The sequence below is a fragment of the Collinsella bouchesdurhonensis genome, from assembly GCF_900155365.1.
Lineage (GTDB): Bacteria > Actinomycetota > Coriobacteriia > Coriobacteriales > Coriobacteriaceae > Collinsella > Collinsella bouchesdurhonensis.
The window spans coordinates 320,620-340,696 of sequence record NZ_LT699743.1; the positions used below are offsets into that span (position 1 = coordinate 320,620).

Below are 20,077 nucleotides of genomic sequence, written 5' to 3' on the forward strand. Positions count from 1 at the left end.
AATTCCATGATTCCCACATTGGCGGAAAAGCGTTAGTTTATTCGAGATTAAAGGCCGCCTAAAGAAATAGACCTTCCCTAAACCCGCACAAACCCGCAGGTAGATGCAGTATACCTATTTTTCATTACATCTTGAACGACCGTTCACCGTCCGCAGGCGTTTTATCTCAAATTCGCTTACTTTACCCGGTTAAAGCATTTTTTCAAACCCCTTTTTCTGTCTCCAGGCCGTCTGCTTCCGGACTAAACCTTTCTCATCCCTGCCGTTCAAATTGTTTAAATTTTGTGTTCTCGAGTTGCATTTATTGTGCGCATCGCGACTCTCCTTTAACGGGAACAAGCGCCCCCGGTACACTCCTGTTTGGTAGATTTGACAACATGCCCAGGTACATGGGCTATAGACGAATGACTTGGAGTGGCAGTGGCAGCGATCAGTTCCTTTGTTCTTGCGATTCAGACCTATTTTGCGGATCTTTGCTCCGCATGCGCTTTTGATAGCACGGCTCCTCGCAGGCATCTGGCAGATCGTACCTACCTTGGTCACATCGCCTCTGCATCGCTGTAATTATCTTCTGATACGTCGAGATACACCCTTGTAGACAAACGCAAGCGCGACCCGAAAGCCTTCGGACCGCGCTTTTTGCGCTCTATTTCATTGTTTTTAGCAAGAGTTGGGCCGAGCACGCAGGCCGCAAACACGTTAGCGCTTTGCCACACCGGGAAAATCGCTCATACGGCCCCGTTTCGAGTAAATACGGACGCCCTCCCCCACCGCTGCGAGAACGATGACGCTCAAAAGCATGGGAAGCTTCGCAAGCTCTTCTGCGCCCATGCCCAAAGGCACAATGGTGGCCACAATAGCAAGCACGAGCTCAATCACCGGCAAAATCAGCGCCACAGACAGCACCTTACCCTCAAACGGAGCGCGAAAAACGCGCTTGGTCTTGCTGTCGTATGTACGCAGGCACCAAAAAGCAGGAAACATCGGAATATAGCTCAAGAGCAAAAACACGACATTGGTGGAAAACAAGACCCAAAACACGTCGGAATCCTCACCTAAAAACACTTGAAGAAGCAATACGCCACTCGCGATAACGCCATTCATGATGGCAGCACCATTTGGCATACCCGTACGCTTCGAGCAAAGTGAGAAGATCTTAGGCATATTGCCGTGTCCTGCGGCATAGCATGCCACCTGGTTTACGCCAAACGACCAGCAGGTCATATTTGCAAACAGCGTCACCATAAAGGCAATTCCAACCGCGGTGGTTAGAGGATGCGCCGTTCCCAGCATAGCCGCCACGGCATCCACTATCCCTGAGTCAAGCGAGAGCTTCTCGGTGGGCACCGCAGCGCCGATACCAATGCCGCACAGTATATAAATAGCAGCGATGGCTACCCCGCCCACGATAATGGCACGAGGAATGTCGTGCGAGGGGTCCTTCATGGCACCGGCAAAGGTTGCCACGACCTCGAATCCCATAAAGTTGAAGAGGATGATCGAGAGGTACGTCAACGATTTTGTATCCGAAAAATCGGGAATGAAGGTCTGGGGGCTCATATCGTTGGCAAAGCCCTGCGTACAAGCAAACCAGACGCCGCAGGCACCCACCACCAGCACGACAAAGACTTTAATAATTGCCCCGCCGTTCATGATCCATTCAGAATCGGAAACGGGCGAGAAAGCCAGCAGCGTTACGCCCCAAACAAAGATAAGCTCGAGTGCAATCTTGACCCCCAGCGCCAGCTCGATGCCCCACAGAGAATGAATGATGCTCGGCGCCATACAGGCAAGACTTGCGATCCACAAGGGGAAATTAACCCAATAGCACCAGGAGCAGCGAGCACCCCATTTGTCGCCCAAACCTTCGCGGACCCAATCGTACAGGCCGCCGCATGAGTCATACGCGGTGCCCAATTCTGCCACCACTAAGCCATAAGGCAGCAGGAACGTAATGATCAAAAACCCCCACCAGAAGAACTGGACGTTACCCATGGCGGAAGCAGGAGCTGCGGCCTCGATGGTAAATACCACGCAGATAACGGACAGCACCACGTCTATAAGAGAAAACTTCTTTCCAAGCATACGCCTGGTCCCTTCATGAGGAGAGCGGGACCGCTTGCCGACGGGCAGGCAGCGGCCGCGAGGCTCAAGACCAAGCAAAGTCCTCGCGCTTATATCATCGTCCCAAAAGCCGCGAGGCGTTAGTTTATTCCGGATTAAAGTCCGTTTGAAGAGTTATAACCTGAATAAACTGGTTTAAATAAGCAGCTCAAATTACCAGTGCATGGTTTAGGATATTTTTGATACACCGTTCGCCAAGTAATGCAGGGACCTTTTGTTGATGCTCCCCACGGGCCGAGGGATTAGGAAGGAGCGCTCATGGCAAGCTCAATTTTCTTCTTCTATACCCTGGGTATACTGATCGTTTTTATTGTCACGGCTGTCCTGTCAATTGCTGCCTGGGCATCTTCTGGACGCAAGCTCTTTATCTACGCTTCGGCCGCCTTCATTTGCTACACGGTGGAAATCATCGAGATTTTCTTCAACGAGCATATCTCGCAAAACCTCACCTTTACCGTCTATGAGTACTACGCCGTGAGCATGCCTATCCTGCGCACGCTCATCGCCACACTCTCCCAAGCGTTTATCTGGGCCACAGTTTTGCGCGCCCTCGACAAGCATTCTCAAAAGCTCCTTGTTATCCCTCCGACCGTCTTCCTTGCTGCCGAGGCCCTCATCCTTACCCTCATGCCGGCAGGGCGTTTTATGCAGTTTGCGTACTACACCACGCGCCAGGTGTTCCTGTTCTTTGTCCTGGTCTACATCGTGTATCACTACGCGACCACCAAAGATGAAAATCAACGCATGCGCCTTGGCCGCTACAAGAAGCATCTTGTCATCGTTGCCATCTTGCTTGTCTGCGTACTTCTGGAAGACGCCTATAACATCCTGTGGGCACCCATGGGAACCAACTACCAAGACATCATGCTCTATCTCTCAGAGCGCAATATCTCCGAGAACATCCTTGCCTGTTACCTCGCCGTGCTCATCATCCGTTATGCCTTTAGCGTGCTCTCAATTCGCCTGCGCGAGGCACCCGACAAAAACGATGTGACCGACCTCGAGCGCCATGTCGATGAGCAGATGGAGTTCTTTACCTCCAAGTACAAACTTTCCAAACGCGAATCGGAAGTCCTCAAGCTCGTTGTACTGGGCAAGAACAACCAGGAAATCGCAGAGGAACTCTTCCTCGCCCTGGGAACGGTTAAGACCCACGTGCACAACATCATGGTCAAAACCGGTTGCGCTGACCGCGCGAGCCTCACTAAGGCCTTCTGGAATAATTAGAGAAGATGCTCGCCGGGCACATGACAGCGAGCATCCTTTATCCGACCTGCATGTTTTTGCTACCAAACGGCAGCGGCAATGCCCTATTCGGTGTGACGCACGCGCACGGCCCCCCGCACGATACACTTGCTTATGCCATAGGTAAGCGCAAAGTAGCCACCATAGGCAAAAAGAAAGACCGTACAGATAAGACCCACGGTACCACCGATATCAAACCCGCCAAAAAGCAATACCACGCTAATGATCACCCGCAGCGCGACCAGCGAATGTGCCAGACCGACACCCAGCGGGAAGAAAAAGAGCACCGCCTGCTGCAAAAGAATCGAATGGTCGATAGCCAGCCTATCGCATCCCACCTCAGAAAGCACGCGGACGCTCTTGGAAGAATCGGCCACGCTTGAGAGCTGCTGGATGGAAATGATAGCCGCACAAGCAATTACCAGCACAAAACCGATGTATATGCAAAGATAGCTAATCATGCCGTTCATGCCATCGGTTTGCTCGATCATCTCGTTGCGATTGAGCGAGTTGCCCCAAAAGCCAATATTGGAGCCATCGTTCTGGTAAACATTCGTACCGATACCGATTCCAGCATCATTCAAGGAGGACAAATCTGCAAACTCGGCATCGATCTTCTGGGCATCGGCCCCATCCTTGTAATTGACCAACAGCGAGCTGTACTGCAGGGCAAATCCCATCTGATCCACAACCGCATCGGGCAAAACCACGGTGCCGGAATTTAGACCCAATGCCGAATTGCAAAAAGCCCCCGCCTGCGGATCGATTTTGTCCGCCCCTGGAACAAGTGTCTTGCCGCCCAGCGTGATCGTCGTGCCAGCAGAAAGAATGCTATTGAACATGTCATCAAGCGTATCGCCCATATCGCAGGTGATGAGATACTGATTGTCCGCCAGATGAAGTTGGTCAAAACCACGAAACGCCAAATACTTGTTGTAGTCGCTAAGCTTAACGACGGGAATACCCTGATACATGACGGTAGCTTCGTCCATGCCCGCCGGCAACGTTGTTTTTGAACGACGAATTAAATCGTCGAGTAGGATCGAAGGGTCTTCTTCACCCGCAGGAACCGAAGAATAGATATCGACCTGTTGGACGCCCTTGGCAATCTTTGCGAAATCGACGCCCCGCTCCTCCAGCGCCGCCTGCATATCGTATGGCTCACTCGGCATAACGCCCTTCGTTATCTCGCCATCTTCGCTCGATTCGACGAACTCGGAGTTGTTGTACATGACGTTGCAGGAAAAATCGGCCGGCGTGCAGCGAAGAAGGCTCGCGTTCATAGCGCTTGCAATAGACATGCCGCAGGTAACCGACGTAATTGCAAAAAATAGGATCATCGCGATGATTGCCATGGACATCGAGATGGTATTGATCTTTGCTGCCAGCTGACGCACGGTAAACATATTGAGGCCGCGCCAGTACACTTTGCGCATGGTCTGCAAAAGCTTGAGAAGCAGTCCCGAAAGTCCAAAGAAAAAGGCAACCGTGCCCACGGTCACCATGAGCGTAGTGATTCCAAAACGCCTCATGGCAAAATCAAGCTGGCCTACCGGAGCAGTAAGCGGCAGGCCGTCGTGCAAAAGGCGGCAATATGCCCAAATGATCAGCGCAAGGCCAACCAAGCAAATGATGCCCGACAACAGGGGGTTTCTGGTTTTGATGCTCTCGTGTCTGCGCTCGGCGCCCATGAGGTCCACAAGCTTGACGCGTACCACAACACGCAGGTTGAGCAGCAGCGTCACCACAAAGATCGCGACAAGGCAGCCTATCGTTATAAACAGAGCGCTCGGCGAGATAAAGAAATGGAAATTCGAAATCTGGGTTTTAAAGAGCGATGCGGTAAAAAACACCATGAGCTGCGAAAGGGCGATGCCGCAGATGATGCCAAGTACAAGTGCCGCCCCCGAAACGATAAGCGTCTCATAGGCCATTATGCGCGCCACCTGTCCGCGCGTCATTCCCAATACCTGGTACAAACCAAACTCGCGCTTACGGCGCTTCATGATGAAGTTATTGGCATAGACCATCAAAAAGCCCATAACGGCCGCAAGGAAGATGGTGAGCCTGGAGAGCAGCTCGGACATGATCTCGCGCATGCCGGCAGTCTTGATGCCCGCAATATCAACCTGCAGTGAAATCGTATTGAAGGCATAAAAGACCGTCACGCCCAAAGCGAGCGTAAGCAGATAAATGAGGTAGTCGCGACTGGCGCGTCGAACGTTTCCCCAGGCGAGTTTACAAAGCATCGGACACCTCGCCGCCCATAATGGCAACTACATCCATGATGCGGTTGAAAAACGCCTGACGCGAATCATCGCCACGACGCAACTCGGTAAAGATGCGACCATCGCGAATGAACAGCACGCGATTGGTATAGCTCGCTGCATAGCCGTCGTGCGTCACCATGAGCACCGTTGCATTATAGGTACGATTGAGGTTCTCGAAGTTCTCCAACAGCATGCGAGCGTTCTTGGAATCGAGGGCGCCCGTGGGTTCATCGGCCATAACCAGCTTGGGGTTTGTCACCAAAGCGCGCGCAGCAGCCACACGCTGCTGTTGGCCACCGGAAAGCTGGAAGGGGTATTTATCCAGTACATCGGAGATATTGAGGCGTGCAGCCATCTCCTGCACGCGCATGAGCGTCTCGTCAGCAGAAAGACGCCCGATGGTTAGCGGCAGCGCAATGTTCTCGCGCGCTGTAAGGGTATCGAGCAGATTTGAATCCTGGAAAATAAAGCCCAGCTGTTCGCGGCGGAACTTTGCAAGCTTTGCGTTCTTAATTTTCGTAACGTCTTGGCCGTCCACGAAGATACCGCCGCTCGTCACGGCATCGATGGTAGAAACGCAGTTGAGCAGTGTCGACTTGCCGGATCCCGAGGCACCCATGATGCCCACGAACTCGCCGGTTTCCACGATAAACGAAACATCGTTGAGTGCCCGTGTCACAGCGCCACGAGAACCGTATACCTTCTCGATATGGTTTACTTCCAAAACGGGCGGTGCGCCAACGCGCACGCTGTTCGCCTGTGCCGAAAACACTGGGGACATCGTATCCACTCCTTAGAATCAGCTTTCATCGTACGCCAAGAAACAGGGCATATGCTCGCTATCTATAGTCGTTTCTTAAGGAGCGGGGCGCCATCGATTTGGCTTACAAGGCCCTTGCACTTTTGTAAGACAGCACGGCGCGCCCACTTGCATGCACGCCCCTTCGGGTAGAAAATAACCGCATCAAACTCGATCAACATACCGCAAAGGAGACCGCCACCTGTGAAAACCGTGCATGTAGCCGCCGGCATCATTCGCAATCCCCAGGACAACTCGGTACTTGCCGTCCAGCGCGGTTACGGAGACATGCAAGGGCTTTGGGAGTTTCCCGGCGGTAAGGTGCAGCGTGGAGAAACCGCCTACGACGCCTGTATCCGCGAGCTACAAGAAGAGCTCTGCGTCGAGGTGCACAACCTACGCGCCTTCTACACGGTTGAATACGATTATGAGGCGTTTCATCTATCCATGGAGTGCTTCTTTTGCGATATCGCGCGCGGAAAGGTTTCTGCCGCCGATCAGCAAAAGGCTATCCGCTGGGTGCCGCAGCGCTCGCTCGCAGACCTCACGTGGATGCCCGCCGATGTCGAACTCGTTCGCGCACTCATCGCCGCCGCAAAGGCAACCGATATCGCCCGCAAAATTCCCGATGCGGACCTGGAGTCCCCTGCCCCCAAGCGGCCATCATCCGCCAAAAAGCGCACGAAGAAAAGCCTGGTAGACACCTTAGATACACAAGGACTTTCTGCAAGCGAGACCGAACTCGTGCGTCGACGCGCCGCCATCAAAAAGTCCATGCAGGGCAACAAGCGCGCCAATACCAAACCCGAGATGCTCGTGCGCCAGCGTCTGCGCCAAGCGGGCCTCACGGGCTATCGCCTGCAGTGGAAAAAAGCCCCCGGCAGGCCGGACATCGCCTTTCCCGGCCGCAAGGTCGCCATCTTTGTCAACGGCTGTTTTTGGCACCGCTGCCCACACTGCAGCCCCAGCGTACCTAAGCGAAACGTCGAGTTTTGGGAAGCGAAGTTCGCACGCAACGTCGCACGCGATGCCAAGGCACAAGCAGAACTCGCTAAAGCCGGCTGGACGAGCATCGTTATCTGGGAATGCGAACTCAAGCGCGATCGCATCGACCAGACAATGGAACGCGTTATCGACACCGTTCGCTCGGCACGGTAGCTAAAGGCAAGCTCCCGCACTAGCGAACTGTGACCGGCTGGGCCATGATCCAATCCAGATCTTCGTCGAGTTTGGGCATGTGCTTAACCTTGAGGCCGTCTGCCAGCACGCCACGGCACATCACATGTTCAAGGTGGCTTAAGCGCGAAAGATCTTCCAGCGGGTTGTTGCGGCAAACGATGATATCGGCCGCCTTACCCACCTCGATAGTTCCGGTCTCTGCACCCAGGCCCAAAAGCTCAGCATTGACCTGCGTGGCGGTATGCAAGGCAAACGTCGTGGATACACCCACGTACTTGGCAAAATAGGCAACCTCGCGCCACATGTCGTACTGGGTGACATACGGGCAGCTCGAATCGGTCCCCAGGCCCACGGGAATACCCGCATCAAGTGCCTCGCGTGCGCATTTGATGATTCCCTCGCACACAATATCGCCGTTGAGCTTCTGAACCTCTGTCGATGCCGTTTTCTCAGGATCGAGCAGCGCAAACGGCAGGGCCGGAGAGATGGTACAAGTGAGCGACGCGGGACGTCCGAGAAGCTGCGTTCCCGCCGCACCGTGGAAAAGTTCGCGCACTTCGTCGGTCATGGGTGCGCCGTGCTCGATAGTATCCACACCCGCTTGCAAGGCAACCTTTACGCCCTCAGTGCTCTCGACATGCGCCATAACGGGGAGCCCAAGGTCATGGGCCGTTTTGCACGCAGCTCGCGCCACCTCGAGCGACATGCGCAAAACGCCCGGCTCTCCCGGAACCTCGGCGTCAAAGACGCCTCCTGTCACGAAGAGCTTGATAGTGTCGGCACCGCGCGCGGACAAATCGCATACGTAGTCGCTCGCCTCTTGCGGCGTTGTGGCCACCTGGGCAAAAAGGCCTGCACCATGACCATTGGGCACAGTGATTCCCGTACCCGGTGCCACGATGCGCGGGCCAAGATAACGTCCGGCGTTGATAGCATCACGCACAGCGATATCGGCATACAGAGGGTCGCCCGCACCGCGCACACACGTCACACCGCTTGCAAGCTGCTGCTGGGCCGAGCCTTTAAGAATATGGCGCACAATCATGCGGCCAGGGGCATTATCCAGGCGGCGCATGAGGTCGCCGGCGTTTCCCGCCGACACGGGCTTGCCCGAGCCGCAAAAATGCACATGCATATTGATAAGGCCTGGCAACAGATAAGAATCATGCAAGTCGATCACCTTGGCCTCGGCAGGCAGCTGGGCTGTCGCCGCAGGCTCAATGCGTACGATGCGACCCTTGTCGACAAGCACGGACATACCACGCTGCGGCTCCATGTCGCACGTGCCATCGAGAATCGTCGCATTAATGAATGCAAACACGCGCTGCTGCTTCGCTGCCATGGTAACTCCCCTGCATCATTTGGATACATGTGTTGCTTAACGTTTAAGTATACGGGAATCAGCCGTGCAGCAGCTCCATAAGGCCCATCAATCCACCAGCGGCGTTTACCGCTCAGTCCCACGCAAGAAAAAAGCCCGCCATCCCAAACGGAATGACGGGCACGCAAAACCAACGTCTCCAACCTTGTTTACAGCAGGGAAACCCGCTGCAAGGAACTACTTGAGCGACGTTCCGCAGTAGATGCAGAAGTTCATAGATTCGTCGACTTCCTTGCCGCAGTTAGGACAATGCGGGGCTGCAGAGGCAAAGAGATCTGCCACCTTGCTTCCGCAACCAGCGCAGAACTTGTCAGTGGGCTGAAGAGTCGTACCGCACTTGGGGCAGGTGCGAACCTTTGCGGGAGCAGGCTCGGGCTCGGGTTCGGGTTCGTCGGCAGACTCCAACGGCTCTTCCACAGCAGCGGCTTTCGCAGCAGCAGCGGCCTCGGCCTCGGCGCGCGCGGCCTCTTCGGCGGCTCGGGCAGCCTCTTCCTCGGCAATACGAGCCTGCTCGGTCTCATACTCGGCACGGGCGGTCTCAATTGCCGCGTTCTGTTCATCAATCGCCGCGTTAATGGCGTCTACCTCGGCAAACTCATTGGCAAAACGGGTAGCGAGCTCGGTTTCACGCGCGGCCGGGTACAGTGCCTCGCCCAGCTTGGCATAGGCGGGACCAAACGTTTCGCGCAAACGCGCAATCTCATCTTGCGCAGCCTGTACCTGTACGTTCAGCTCTTCTTCGGTCATTATGACACCTGCCAATCTTATATGGGCCAAAGGCATAGCCACCATCGAGTTGCCGCTATTGTATACCGCGCCGCATGAGCTTTGCCTCGCACATCTACAGAAACGCCGGACCTAAGCACAGGCAGCGCAAGCGCTACATTAGCTTCGTCTCTTCGAGCTTCTCGATAATCCAGTTGTTCGCACGGATCACCGGACGTCGGAACAGCAGACCAAGCGCCAAGGACGGCAGCAGGTACAGGGCAAGGATACCCATCTCGATCCAGACTTCAGCCCCATATGAACCCGCGATGGCCGCGTGCATGGCCGCAATACCATGCGTGAAGGGCAAGAACGGATAGACCGCCTGGAAGAACGGCGCCGTCATCTCGATGGGGAACGTGCCGCCCGAACCGCCCACCTGCATGACCAGCAATACCACCGCGAGCGCTTTGCCGATATCACCAAACGAAACGGTAAAGGTGTAGATGATATTGGAAAACACCAAGCTCGCGATCCATGCTGCCAAGATGAACTGGAACGGATGGATGCACTGAATGCGGAAGAACAAAATGTCGCCCAGGCACACGAGCGTTGCCTGACACAGTGCGAGCATGCCAAAGAGCATGTAGCGGCCCAGATAAATCTCGTGCAGGCGGAACGGCTTTAGCTCGTTGAGCAGTTTATCGTCCACCGAGACCTTCATCATGGCGGCAAGAACGATGCTTCCCACCCACAGAGAGAGAATCGTGTAGAACGGTGCCATGGAGCTGCCATAGTTCTTGATGGGATAGATGGCCTTGCGGTCGATTCCCACCGGCGCTGCAAGGGAATCGGCGAGTCCCTCGGGATCTTCGCCGATAATCGAGCGAATGGACTCAAGGTCGTTATTGGCAACCGCGGTATCGAGCTTTTCCTTGATGGTGGAAAGGTCCTTGCCCGCATTGGTGAGTGCTGTTGCGGTGTCGCTCAACACACCATTGAGGTCGTTGAGGTTGCCGCTCAGCGAAGTGGCAGCAGCAGAAAGCGACGCCACCGTGTCATCCAAATTCTTCGAGATATCGGCGCTTGAGGTCGCAATGCCCGAGATGGTGGACTGGAGCTGAGAAGCCTGATCTTTCAGGTTGCCCTCATAGTCGTCTTTCACGCCGCCGATACCCGACTTGACCTGCGCGATCAGATCGGTCACCTCTTTTTTGGTCGCAGCGACGTCTGCCGCACCGGAAGACAGTTTAGAAGCCGCATCCGAAATGCCGCTCGACAGCGTATCGTACGAATCGGCAAGCTTGCCCACGCTCGCAGCAACCTGGTCAAGTTGGGCGGAAACCTGCGGGAACTTGGTCTTTAAATCCAAGATCTCCTGCTGGATACCGCGAATCTCCTCGGCATGTGAGCTCAAGTTATCGGCGATATCGTTGAGCTGGCCCACGGTAAGGTCCACATGGTTGCCTGCATCAGTAAACGCCTGATCCACCGCGCTCGATACCGCATCAAAACTGCCGGCACTATTCCGCAGCGCCTGATTGATGGAAGATGTGGCCCCCGAAAGCGCGGACTTGATATCATCAAGTCCGTTTTGAGCATCCGTGAGAAGCTGGCTTGCCGCGTCAGACGTGCTCGAATTTTGCGATAACGAAGAGCCGGCATTGGCAAGCAGACCCGAGGAAGACGCAAGGACGTCCGAAAGGGAGGATACCGATTGGCCGGCACGCGTTAGTTCATTGGCCCCATCGCCCAGCGAGGAGGACAGATGCGCCACGAAGTTCGCCACCTGGTCGCTATCCATAAACTCAAGTAAGCTCGAGGCGGTTGCCAAACCGATATTGCCAACCGTTTCGGTAAACGTCTTGTTGATCTGGCTTTGGACAGCGCTGGAGCCCTTTTCGGTCACGATCTGCGCGATCGCGTTGACCTTTTGGTTCTCGTAATACTCGATATCCGAATGCTTCACCTCGGTAGAGAACAGCGTCATCATGTTGGCGCTGAAGTCGGATGGAATCACCACGGCGGCATAGTACTTACCCGACTTGACGCCATCGACCGCTTCGTCCTTATCCACAAAGGTCCAGTCAAAGCTATCGTTGGCGCGCAGAGAGTTGACCACCGAGTCGCCAATGTTCACCTCGACGGGGATCAAATCGCTCTTGTAGCCCTTGTCGGCATTGGCAACAGCTACCTTGAGATTGCCGGTATTGCCATACGGATCCCAGCTGCCCGCAATGTTGAACCAAGCATAGAGAGCAGGAACCACAACAAGACCCACGACCACGACCATGCCGATAACGCTATGGAGCACATTTTCGCAGTCACGACGGAAAAGCTTCAGGATATTTTTCATTCGGCATCACCGCCCTTCGTGTTTGAATCGTCTTGCTTGAGGTGCGCCCCCGGCAAGGGAGCGGTTACATCCAGATCTTGCACCGCGCCCAGCTCCGCATGGGCGCCGAGAGGTGCGGAGTTAGCAACGGTGTCCTCATCGGCATCGTCAACGACGCCAGCAGGTTTTTTGGCAGACTTTGCCGTGGGCTGCGGTGCTACGCCAAACATCTTTGCCACTCCAGGCATGGCCGAGGTGTGCTCGCGAATCTCGTTGCGCAGACTCTCGTCAGACAGAGCGGAGACGCGCATCTGCGTATTAAGGCTCTCGCGCACGTACTCGAGATTAATGAGATAGGCGGCGATGACAATAACGCTGACGATCCACAACACGAGCATCCAGATGCGCCCGTTGTTATCCAAATCGAGCGTGGACGTCAGAATAAAGAGCAGAAGCTGTACGCCAAAGATGGCGAAGAAGCCCGCCTTCACACGACTACCGTACGTACGGGCAAAGCGCGTTGCGCGCTCGATCAGCGCCTGGCGGAACCCAGCGGTATCGAGAATGGCACGCATGGCCGTGCGCAGCGAGTAGCGCTGGCGCGGCAAGTCATCCTTCTCGCAAATCATCACACCGGTTGCGGCGAGCTGGCGATCGAACAGCAGGTTGAGATTGAGCAGCAAGGGGCGCAGCCACACGCCGATCCCCAAAGCGATTGCCACAAAGATAAGCAACACGCCCAGGTTGATGATGTAGTTCATGCCATACATGCCGCCCACGCACTCGCGCATGGCGTTAATACCGTAGGTGAAAGGCAGCAGCGGGTGCAGCCAGTTAAAGAAGGGCGGCATCATTTCGATGGGATACATGCCCGAAGATCCCGGAATCTGCACGATAACCAATATGACGCCGATAGCCTTGCCGATGTGCTTGAAGGCCACGCTCAGCGCGTAAATGATATTCACGTAGACAAACGAGATGCACATGCCCGCAAAGACAAACAGCACCGGATGCAGGCACTGAACACCAATGATCAGGTCGCCCACGCAGACGATAATCGCCTGCATGATTCCCAAGAGCATCATCAGCAGCCAGCGGCCAAAATAGCCCTCTTTTGCCGTGTAGGCGCCAATGCCCTCGCGGTCGACCTCGAGTTTGAAGATGGCGATAAGCACGTAGCCGCCCACCCACAGGGCGAGATTGGTGTAGAACGGCGCGATGCCCGAGCCAAAGCTCGCCACGGGGTACACCACCTTGCTCTTGATCTTCACCGGCGAGGTCATGAAGTCGGCGATGTCGTCGACATTGACGTCAAGCAGGTCGGCAAGCTGGCCCGCTACCTCGGAACTGTGAAGTGCCGCGACGTCGTTTGCAGCCACATCGAGCTTTTGCTGAATCGTCGCCAGCTGATCGCTCGTGTCGGCGAGCGTAGCCTTCGCCTGGTCGAGCAGGGAAGAAAGCTGGGTGAGCGACGAGCGCGCCTGAGAAATGGTGGGAGTAAGCGAAGCTAGGACGCCCTTAAGGTCTCCCGAGCAATCAGAGAATGAATCGAGGCCCGAATTGAGCTGCGGAATCACGCTGGTATTGAGGTCTTCTTGCATCTTTCCCAGCGCCGTCACGCCATCTTGCACACTCGTATTGATGGAATCAGAGGCGTTGGCAAGATTGCCAGCATCCGTCTTGATGGCGTCGCTTTGCGCCTGAAGGCCGCTCACAACGCCGGCCAGGTTGTCGTTTTGCTGCTGCAGCGAAGAGATAATCCGCGCGATAGAGCTATTGAACTCGGCATCGTCGGGCAGCGTACTGCGCAGTGCCTCGATGGCGGCATTGTTCTTATCCACGAGACCCTGAACATCCGAGAGGGCAAGGTCGACCTTGGTCTGGGCCGCAATCACCGTACCGGAGAGCTTGCCCACGGCGGCATTTGCCTTTGACGAAGCCTGCGCCAAGCCCGTGCCGCCCTGCGCAAGAGCGCTTGAAAGCGAGGTGTGAAGCTTGGCAGCAGAAGTGCGAGTCGACGTAAGAAGTTGATTTCCCTGGTCGAGGGCATCGTTGAGGGAAGGCATCTGCCCACTCAAGCCGCCGAGCGCGGCATCCGCCGAAGCGATGGCATCTTTGGTGGTATCAATCGTGCCGGCCATGCCATCGAGCGCATCACGCACCTTCTGCACCGAGCCGCTTGCGTTTTGAATGGTCAGGACAAGGTTGTCCTGGGCGGTCTGCGCGCCCGCCTCCAAGTCGACACCCGCCTTCTGCGCAATCTCCACCACCGTCTGGCTCACGGTGGAGACAAAGGTCTCGTTAACTTGCTCTTCCACCGTATTAGCACCCGTATCGGTCACCTTGACGGCAACGGCGCTCTTCTTCTCGTTGACGTAGTAGGTCAGTTTGGGCTGGTGGAAGTCGCCCGAGAGCATGCTCAGCATGCCCTCGCTAAAGTCGGGCGGGATGACGAGCGCGGCGTAGTACTTCCCTGCCTCGACGCCTTCTTTGGCCTCCTTTTCGGAGTCCACAATGGTCCAGCCCAGCTGGTCGTTGTCCTTGAGTTTGTCGATAACCTCGTCACCAGCATTAAGCTCGCCCACCAAATCGTTGGTAGTGCCTTTATCGTTATTGGCGACAGCGATTTTGATGTTCTGGGTGTTTCCGTACGGATCCCAATTGGCAACGATGTTGTACCACGCATAAAGCGACGGAATGATGCATACGCCGATGGTGATGACAAGCGCAACGGGATTGCAGAGCAGTCGTTTGATGTCGCGCTTGAAGATTGCGAGGGCTTTTTTCACGCAGAGCCGTCCAATCACGAGTTCGAGTGAGCTACATTTAGGTCTATTCTACGCGTACATCTGTACATCTGCGCAGTCCAGGCCTTAATTTTAACGCAACGAAATATACTACAAGTGTATATAAATGTACACTTGTAGAAAATCTCTCCAAATCGTTTCGATATTTGGGAAGCGGGCCCTCCGTCCCTTCCCACAAGCAGATATTCCCGCAGTAGATTCCCAACGCCATAAGAGAAGGGCCGGTCCCCTTCAGTCGGGCGAACGTTCGTGCAACCACGTTCGACTGACTGAAGGGGACCGGCCCGAAGGGATTCGCAGGCGTTAATCTACGCTAATCTACATGAGCTCGCAGACGCTTGCGGCAAACGCCACGGGGTCCTCGGGAAGAATGCCCTCGACCAGCAACGCCTGGTCATACAGAAGGCCGGCGTACAGCTTGATCTTCTCGGCATCGCCTGCCTCGTTTGCAGAAACGAGCTTCTTAAAGACGGGATGCTTTGCATTGAGCTCAAGCACTCGCTGGCTCTTGGGCATGCCTTCGGCCTCCGCGGACGGATCGCGGCGCAGCACGCGCTCCATCTCCAGCGAAAGCGGACCCTCGGTAGTAATGCAAGCGGGAGCATCGGTCAGGCGCGCAGAAACAGCCACCTTCTCGACCTTATCGCCCAAGGCCTCCTTCATCGCCGTGAAAAGCGACTCGTTCTCCTTGGTAGCCTCCTCGGCATCCTTCTTCTCGTCCTCGGTCGCAAGGTCAAGATCGCCCGTTGCAACGTTTTTGAGTTCGAAAGTACGGTCCTCGGTCTCGGGCTCGGCGCCGTCGGCCACCGCTTTCTCAGCAGCCTCACGGGCGGCATCGTCCTCGTAGACCTTGGGCAGATCATGGGCATGGTAAGAACGCATGGCCTGGAAGGTAAACTCGTCGACATCGGCCGTGAGCAGCAAGACGTCGTACCCGCGGGCAAGCACGCCCGTCACAACAGGCATCTTAGACAGACGCTCGCGCGAATCGCCAGCAGCATAGTAGATAGCCTTTTGATCGGCAGGCATCGCCTTGGCATACTCAGCCAGCGTGACCATCTTCTGCTCTTTGGCGCTGTAGAACAAAAGCAGGTCGGCGAGCTCGTCTGCCTTCATGCCATAGCTCGAATAGATACCGTACTTAAGGCCACGACCAAAGTTCTCAAAGAACTTCTCGTACGCCTCGCGATCGTTATCGCGCATATCCTCCAGATCGGAAGAGATCTTCTTCTCCACGCGCTTGGCAATGGCTCGCAGCTGGCGATTTTGCTGCAGAGTCTCGCGGCTGATGTTGAGCGAAACGTCGGCAGAGTCGACCACGCCACGCACGAAGTTGAAGTAGTCGGGCAGCAGATCGGCGCACTTCTCCATGATCAGCACGTTGGAGCTATAAAGAGAGAGGCCTTTCTCGTAATCCTTGCTATACAGGTCAAACGGTGCACGACCAGGGATAAACAGCAGAGCATCGTACTCGAGCGTACCTTCCGCATGGAAAGAAATGGTGCGCGCCGGGTCCTCGAAATCATGGAACGTGCTCTTGTAGAACTCGTTGTAATCCTTTTGCTCCACGTCGGAGGCGTGCTTCTTCCAGATGGGAGTCATGGAGTTGACGGTCTCGAGCTCCTCATAATCCTCCCACTCGGGCGTATAGTCGTCGCCAGCGTCCTCGGGCTTGGGCTTCTCGCGATGCTTGGTAACCATCATCTGGATGGGGTAGCGCACATAGTTGCTGTACTGCTTGATCAAGTTCTTGAGGCCCCACTCGGACAGGTAGGTGTCAAAGCCCTCGCCGTCTTCGCCGCCCTCGTCCTCGCGGATCGTCAGAATAACATCGGTACCGTGGGTGGCGCGCTCGGCGGGCTCGATGGTGTAGCCCTCAAGGCCGTCACTCTCCCACACGTTGGCTTCGTCGGAACCAAAAGCGCGGCTCACAACGCGCACACGGCTCGCTACCATGAAGGCAGAGTAAAAGCCCACGCCAAACTGGCCGATGATGTCCACATCGTTGCCCTGGCTCTCGGCATTCTCGGTCTTGAACTCCTGGCTGCCGGAATGGGCGATGGTACCCAGGTTCTTCTCCAGCTCCTCGGCAGTCATGCCAATGCCGTTATCCGAAATGGTGAGCGTACGATTGTCCTTATCAAAGGAGACGCGGATGGCAAGATCGGCACTGTCGATATCCACGTCATTATCCGTAAGGCTCTTGAAGTTGAGCTTGTCCACAGCGTCGGAAGCATTGGAGATAAGCTCGCGCAGGAAGATCTCTTTATTGGTATAGATGGAGTTGATCATCAGATCGAGCAGCTTTTTGCTCTCTGTCTTGAACTTGCGCATATACGCATCCTTTCGCTTTGACGGCGCCCGAAAAACAGCCCGACAGGCGGGCCGCATCAGACCTCATACGTTGAGACTTAGATTTTATATCCCAACATCGCGCATATATACGTTGCCAGTCTATTTTTTGCATAAAGCAAGGATGGAGAGGCGATAAGCTTCTTCAAAACAACCGGTCGCCGGAGAAACTTCCTGATTTCAGTACCAGTATTTGATTTTGCCTAGTAGACTCTATAAATAGCGTTTCATTATCTGGTCTTTTTCTTTGAAAAAGACACCTCTACTCAGCGAATACCCATACTGCTACTGAAATCAGGAAGTTTCTCTCGACGCGGCTTGAATGGAGCGGTTTTAATGCCTCAAACCGTCTGCGCACAGAGCGCTTTTCGCTTTCACCGGGTTCCCCCACAACTCCGAGCGCTCTACCCCCCGTTACCGGGCACATATCAAGACTCGAATCATCGCAAGCTCGCATCGTGCAGCACGGCTTCTGATCTGCTCGGTACCCCCATTCATCGTCTTGTTCGCGCAAGGTCCGCTGTTAATTCCGGCACCACCTATCAATCGCATCTCGTTGGCAGCGAACTTCCGTTTGGCTGCATCCAAGAAACCGATCACGGCTTTTTGCTCGCCGGGCCCGAGCTTACGCTTCTTACTATGGCACCCAGCATCGACCGCATTGAGCTTTTGATGGCAACCTATGAACTTTGCGGCTCGTTCTCCGTTTTTCAACCGACAGTACAAGCCGAAAGCTTGCTCAAGGAGGCTGTCGATCAGGGCTTTATCCCCGAAAACGCCGGATGGAAACGGGTCGTCGATACGAAGGATGCCCAGACATCGCTCTGGAAACGAGACCCGATGACCGGTCCCGAATCGCTTCGTTCATTCCTCGACCAGACAAAGGGTCTGCGCGGGTCCAAAAATCTCGCCTGGGCCATCGATCGCGTAACAGGGACCTGCGCTTCCCCCTTTGAGGTACAGGCATCCATTTTGCTGGGCCTCTCGCGAAGGCTTGGGGGCGAAGGTCTTCCCATCCAGAACAATCACCGCATCCGCCTTAACAAGCAAGCCCGAACGCTCTACGGACACGGCCATTGCTTTGCCGACATCTATATAGAGGCAAGCGGATCGCATCCCGCCCTTGATATCGAGTGCCAGGGCCGCAGTATCCACGATAGCGAAGCCGCTGGAATCTCCGATGCCGATAGGGCGGCAGCGTTAGAACGCATGGGGATCCAGGTCATCCAACTATCTTATAAGCAGTTCTCAAACGAGCGCAGCTATCAAGCGGTAAAGGAGCTTATCGCACTCAAGCTTGGCGTACCCGTCAAGCCAAAGACGCCAAAGGAGCAGACAGCAGAAAAAGCCCTGCGTCACAAGCTCTTTATCGATTGGAACACGCTCGGCACAAGAGCTCGATAGCGGCCGTCCCTACATGAAGTGCGCACTGGACAAAGCGAAGCCTTAGCTCCAAAGCGAAGGGTCCTGTACGGGGAAGAGCACCGTGATGGTTGTGCCCTGCCCAAGTTCGCTTTGCACGTCGATCTGCGCATGGTGAAAAACCGCAGCATGTTTGACGATGGCGAGTCCTAAACCTGTGCCGCCACGTGCCTTAGAGCGGCTTTTGTCCACGCGATAAAAACGCTCGAAAATCTTGCCGCACTCCTCGGGAGCAATACCGATGCCGGAGTCCCGCACGCGCACATACGGACGCCCCTCATCATCGGCGCCACAGTACAGGTTGACCGAACCGTTCTCGCGGTTGTAGCGAATGGCGTTATTCGTCAGGTTGTAAATCATCTCGTCAAGCAGACGCGGCAAGCCAAAAACGATTACCGGGCCCGTATCTTGCACCAAGGCAATGCCGCTCGCATCTGCAACCGGGTCCAAGCGCTGACAGACCGCATCCACGACACGTGATAGGTCAACCGGCTCGGAGGCGCCCAAAACGCTCTTCGAAACCTCCGCGTCGCCATACTCGGCCTCATCGAGACTCGAAAGGGTCAAGATATCATTGACGAGCGCCGCAAGACGCATGGCCTCGTTATGGATACGACGGCCAAAATCACGCTGGTCGTCCTCGCTCGCCACCAAACCGTTCTCAATCAATTCGGCGTAGCCCGAAATGGTTGTAAGCGGCGTTTTGAGCTCGTGGGTTACATTTGCCGTAAACTCGCGGCGCATACGGTCGTTATCGGCCAAAACGCGCATCTGTCGTTTAAGCTCCTGGCGCTGCGACTCGATACGCTCAAGCATGGGGGCCATCTCGGCATACGCGGCGTCGGCATTCCGACGTGGGTGGTCAAGATCCACATCGCGCAGAGGCGCGATGATCGCGCGGGCCTCGCGGCGGGCCACAAAAAGCAAGCCGACAATGCAGACAAGAGCCATAGCGAGAATGGGACCGATTACCGAAAGCAACACGGTCAAAAAGCCCGACTGGGCCTGCGAGAGGCGAACCACGCGCCCGTCATCCAATCGTTTCGCCTCATAGAGCATGACCTCACCAAGTGTTGAACTCGAACGCTCGGAAGAGCCCCTGCCTTCTTTAAAGGCCTGGGAAATCTCGGGCCGATCTTTATGATTGGGCATCATTGCGGGGGATTCTTGGCTGTCGTAGAGCACAGATCCATCGAGACCCACCAATGTGACGCGCGCGTTGTCAAACTCAAGATGGGACAGCATCGCAATCTCGTCTTCCGACCCATCGAGCGCCGCTGCCACGACATCGAGCTGGTTGGAAATCTCCTCATGTGTAAGCGTCGCCAGCCGGTTTTGAATGAGGGCCGTACCTACGCCTGTAAGCGCCACGATGATCACCATGGCGATGGTGAAGATAGTTCCAAACACACGCTTCGAAAGCGACCGATGCGCCGCCGCAACTATTGCCGCCGCCAT

At 55.4% G+C, this 20,077-nt stretch carries 12 protein-coding genes; 3 read left to right on the forward strand and 9 right to left on the reverse strand.

From position 1 onward, the window contains the following. Positions 1 to 699: 699 nt before the first annotated feature. Complete coding sequence (locus tag BQ9843_RS07745) at positions 700 to 2,085, reverse strand: APC family permease (RefSeq protein ID WP_075844557.1); 1,386 nt, start codon at positions 2,083 to 2,085, stop codon at positions 700 to 702. Between the two features lie 297 nt (positions 2,086 to 2,382). Here BQ9843_RS07745 and BQ9843_RS08935 point away from each other — a divergent pair, with 297 nt between their 5' ends. Continuing rightward, positions 2,383 to 3,351 (forward strand): helix-turn-helix transcriptional regulator, encoded by a 969-nt coding sequence (locus tag BQ9843_RS08935; protein ID WP_075844559.1) that lies wholly within the window; start codon positions 2,383 to 2,385, stop codon positions 3,349 to 3,351. 83 nt (positions 3,352 to 3,434) lie between these two features. Here the strand turns inward: BQ9843_RS08935 and BQ9843_RS07755 are convergent, their stop codons facing one another. Beyond that, entirely contained in the window at positions 3,435 to 5,618 is a 2,184-nt protein-coding gene (locus BQ9843_RS07755) for an FtsX-like permease family protein (protein ID WP_075844561.1), read from the reverse strand. Then, entirely contained in the window at positions 5,608 to 6,420 is an 813-nt protein-coding gene (locus BQ9843_RS07760; protein ID WP_075844563.1) for an ABC transporter ATP-binding protein, read from the reverse strand. Before BQ9843_RS07760 ends, BQ9843_RS07755 begins: the two co-directional genes overlap by 11 nt. 222 nt (positions 6,421 to 6,642) lie before the next feature. On the opposite strand from BQ9843_RS07760, the gene vsr reads away from it, so the two are divergent. Further along, positions 6,643 to 7,596 carry a DNA mismatch endonuclease Vsr gene (gene vsr / locus BQ9843_RS07765; RefSeq protein WP_075844564.1) on the forward strand — a complete coding sequence of 318 codons (954 nt, stop codon included), beginning with the start codon at positions 6,643 to 6,645 and terminating at the stop codon, positions 7,594 to 7,596. A 19-nt stretch (positions 7,597 to 7,615) separates the two neighbouring features. On the opposite strand, the gene BQ9843_RS07770 is transcribed toward vsr, so the two are convergent. The 5 genes from BQ9843_RS07770 to htpG form a co-directional block, all read right to left on the reverse strand. Then, complete coding sequence (locus BQ9843_RS07770; RefSeq protein WP_075844565.1) at positions 7,616 to 8,959, reverse strand: amidohydrolase family protein; 1,344 nt, start codon at positions 8,957 to 8,959, stop codon at positions 7,616 to 7,618. 216 nt (positions 8,960 to 9,175) lie between these two features. Then, positions 9,176 to 9,745 (reverse strand): zinc ribbon domain-containing protein, encoded by a 570-nt coding sequence (locus BQ9843_RS07775; RefSeq protein WP_075844566.1) that lies wholly within the window; start codon positions 9,743 to 9,745, stop codon positions 9,176 to 9,178. Positions 9,746 to 9,878: 133 nt separating this feature from the next. After that, complete coding sequence (locus BQ9843_RS07780; protein ID WP_075844568.1) at positions 9,879 to 12,059, reverse strand: YhgE/Pip domain-containing protein; 2,181 nt, start codon at positions 12,057 to 12,059, stop codon at positions 9,879 to 9,881. Then, positions 12,056 to 14,827: a YhgE/Pip domain-containing protein gene (locus BQ9843_RS07785; protein WP_075844569.1), complete on the reverse strand. Its 2,772-nt coding sequence runs from the start codon at positions 14,825 to 14,827 to the stop codon at positions 12,056 to 12,058. Before BQ9843_RS07785 ends, BQ9843_RS07780 begins: the two co-directional genes overlap by 4 nt. Before the next feature lie 336 nt (positions 14,828 to 15,163). Then, positions 15,164 to 17,179: a molecular chaperone HtpG gene (gene htpG / locus BQ9843_RS07790; RefSeq protein WP_075844571.1), complete on the reverse strand. Its 2,016-nt coding sequence runs from the start codon at positions 17,177 to 17,179 to the stop codon at positions 15,164 to 15,166. 354 nt (positions 17,180 to 17,533) lie between these two features. Here htpG and BQ9843_RS07795 point away from each other — a divergent pair, with 354 nt between their 5' ends. Beyond that, positions 17,534 to 18,601: a hypothetical protein gene (locus BQ9843_RS07795; protein WP_075844573.1), complete on the forward strand. Its 1,068-nt coding sequence runs from the start codon at positions 17,534 to 17,536 to the stop codon at positions 18,599 to 18,601. 42 nt (positions 18,602 to 18,643) lie between these two features. Here the strand turns inward: BQ9843_RS07795 and BQ9843_RS07800 are convergent, their stop codons facing one another. Continuing rightward, the gene (locus BQ9843_RS07800) at positions 18,644 to 20,077 is read right to left on the reverse strand and encodes a sensor histidine kinase (protein WP_075844574.1); all 1,434 of its coding nucleotides are present in this window, start codon (positions 20,075 to 20,077) and stop codon (positions 18,644 to 18,646) included.

Excerpts from the sequence above, each read along its gene's own strand:
- BQ9843_RS07770 (WP_075844565.1), bottom strand. The coding sequence starts at position 8,959 with ATGGCAGCGAAGCAGCAGCGCGTGTTTGCATTCATTAATGCGACGATT.
- BQ9843_RS07795 (WP_075844573.1), top strand. The coding sequence starts at position 17,534 with ATGCCTCAAACCGTCTGCGCACAGAGCGCTTTTCGCTTTCACCGGGTT.
- BQ9843_RS07800 (WP_075844574.1), bottom strand. The coding sequence starts at position 20,077 with ATGGCGGCGGCAATAGTTGCGGCGGCGCATCGGTCGCTTTCGAAGCGT.
- BQ9843_RS07745 (WP_075844557.1), bottom strand. The coding sequence starts at position 2,085 with ATGCTTGGAAAGAAGTTTTCTCTTATAGACGTGGTGCTGTCCGTTATC.
- BQ9843_RS07760 (WP_075844563.1), bottom strand. The coding sequence starts at position 6,420 with ATGTCCCCAGTGTTTTCGGCACAGGCGAACAGCGTGCGCGTTGGCGCA.
- BQ9843_RS08935 (WP_075844559.1), top strand. The coding sequence starts at position 2,383 with ATGGCAAGCTCAATTTTCTTCTTCTATACCCTGGGTATACTGATCGTT.
- BQ9843_RS07755 (WP_075844561.1), bottom strand. The coding sequence starts at position 5,618 with ATGCTTTGTAAACTCGCCTGGGGAAACGTTCGACGCGCCAGTCGCGAC.
- htpG (WP_075844571.1), bottom strand. The coding sequence starts at position 17,179 with ATGCGCAAGTTCAAGACAGAGAGCAAAAAGCTGCTCGATCTGATGATC.
- BQ9843_RS07780 (WP_075844568.1), bottom strand. The coding sequence starts at position 12,059 with ATGAAAAATATCCTGAAGCTTTTCCGTCGTGACTGCGAAAATGTGCTC.
- BQ9843_RS07775 (WP_075844566.1), bottom strand. The coding sequence starts at position 9,745 with ATGACCGAAGAAGAGCTGAACGTACAGGTACAGGCTGCGCAAGATGAG.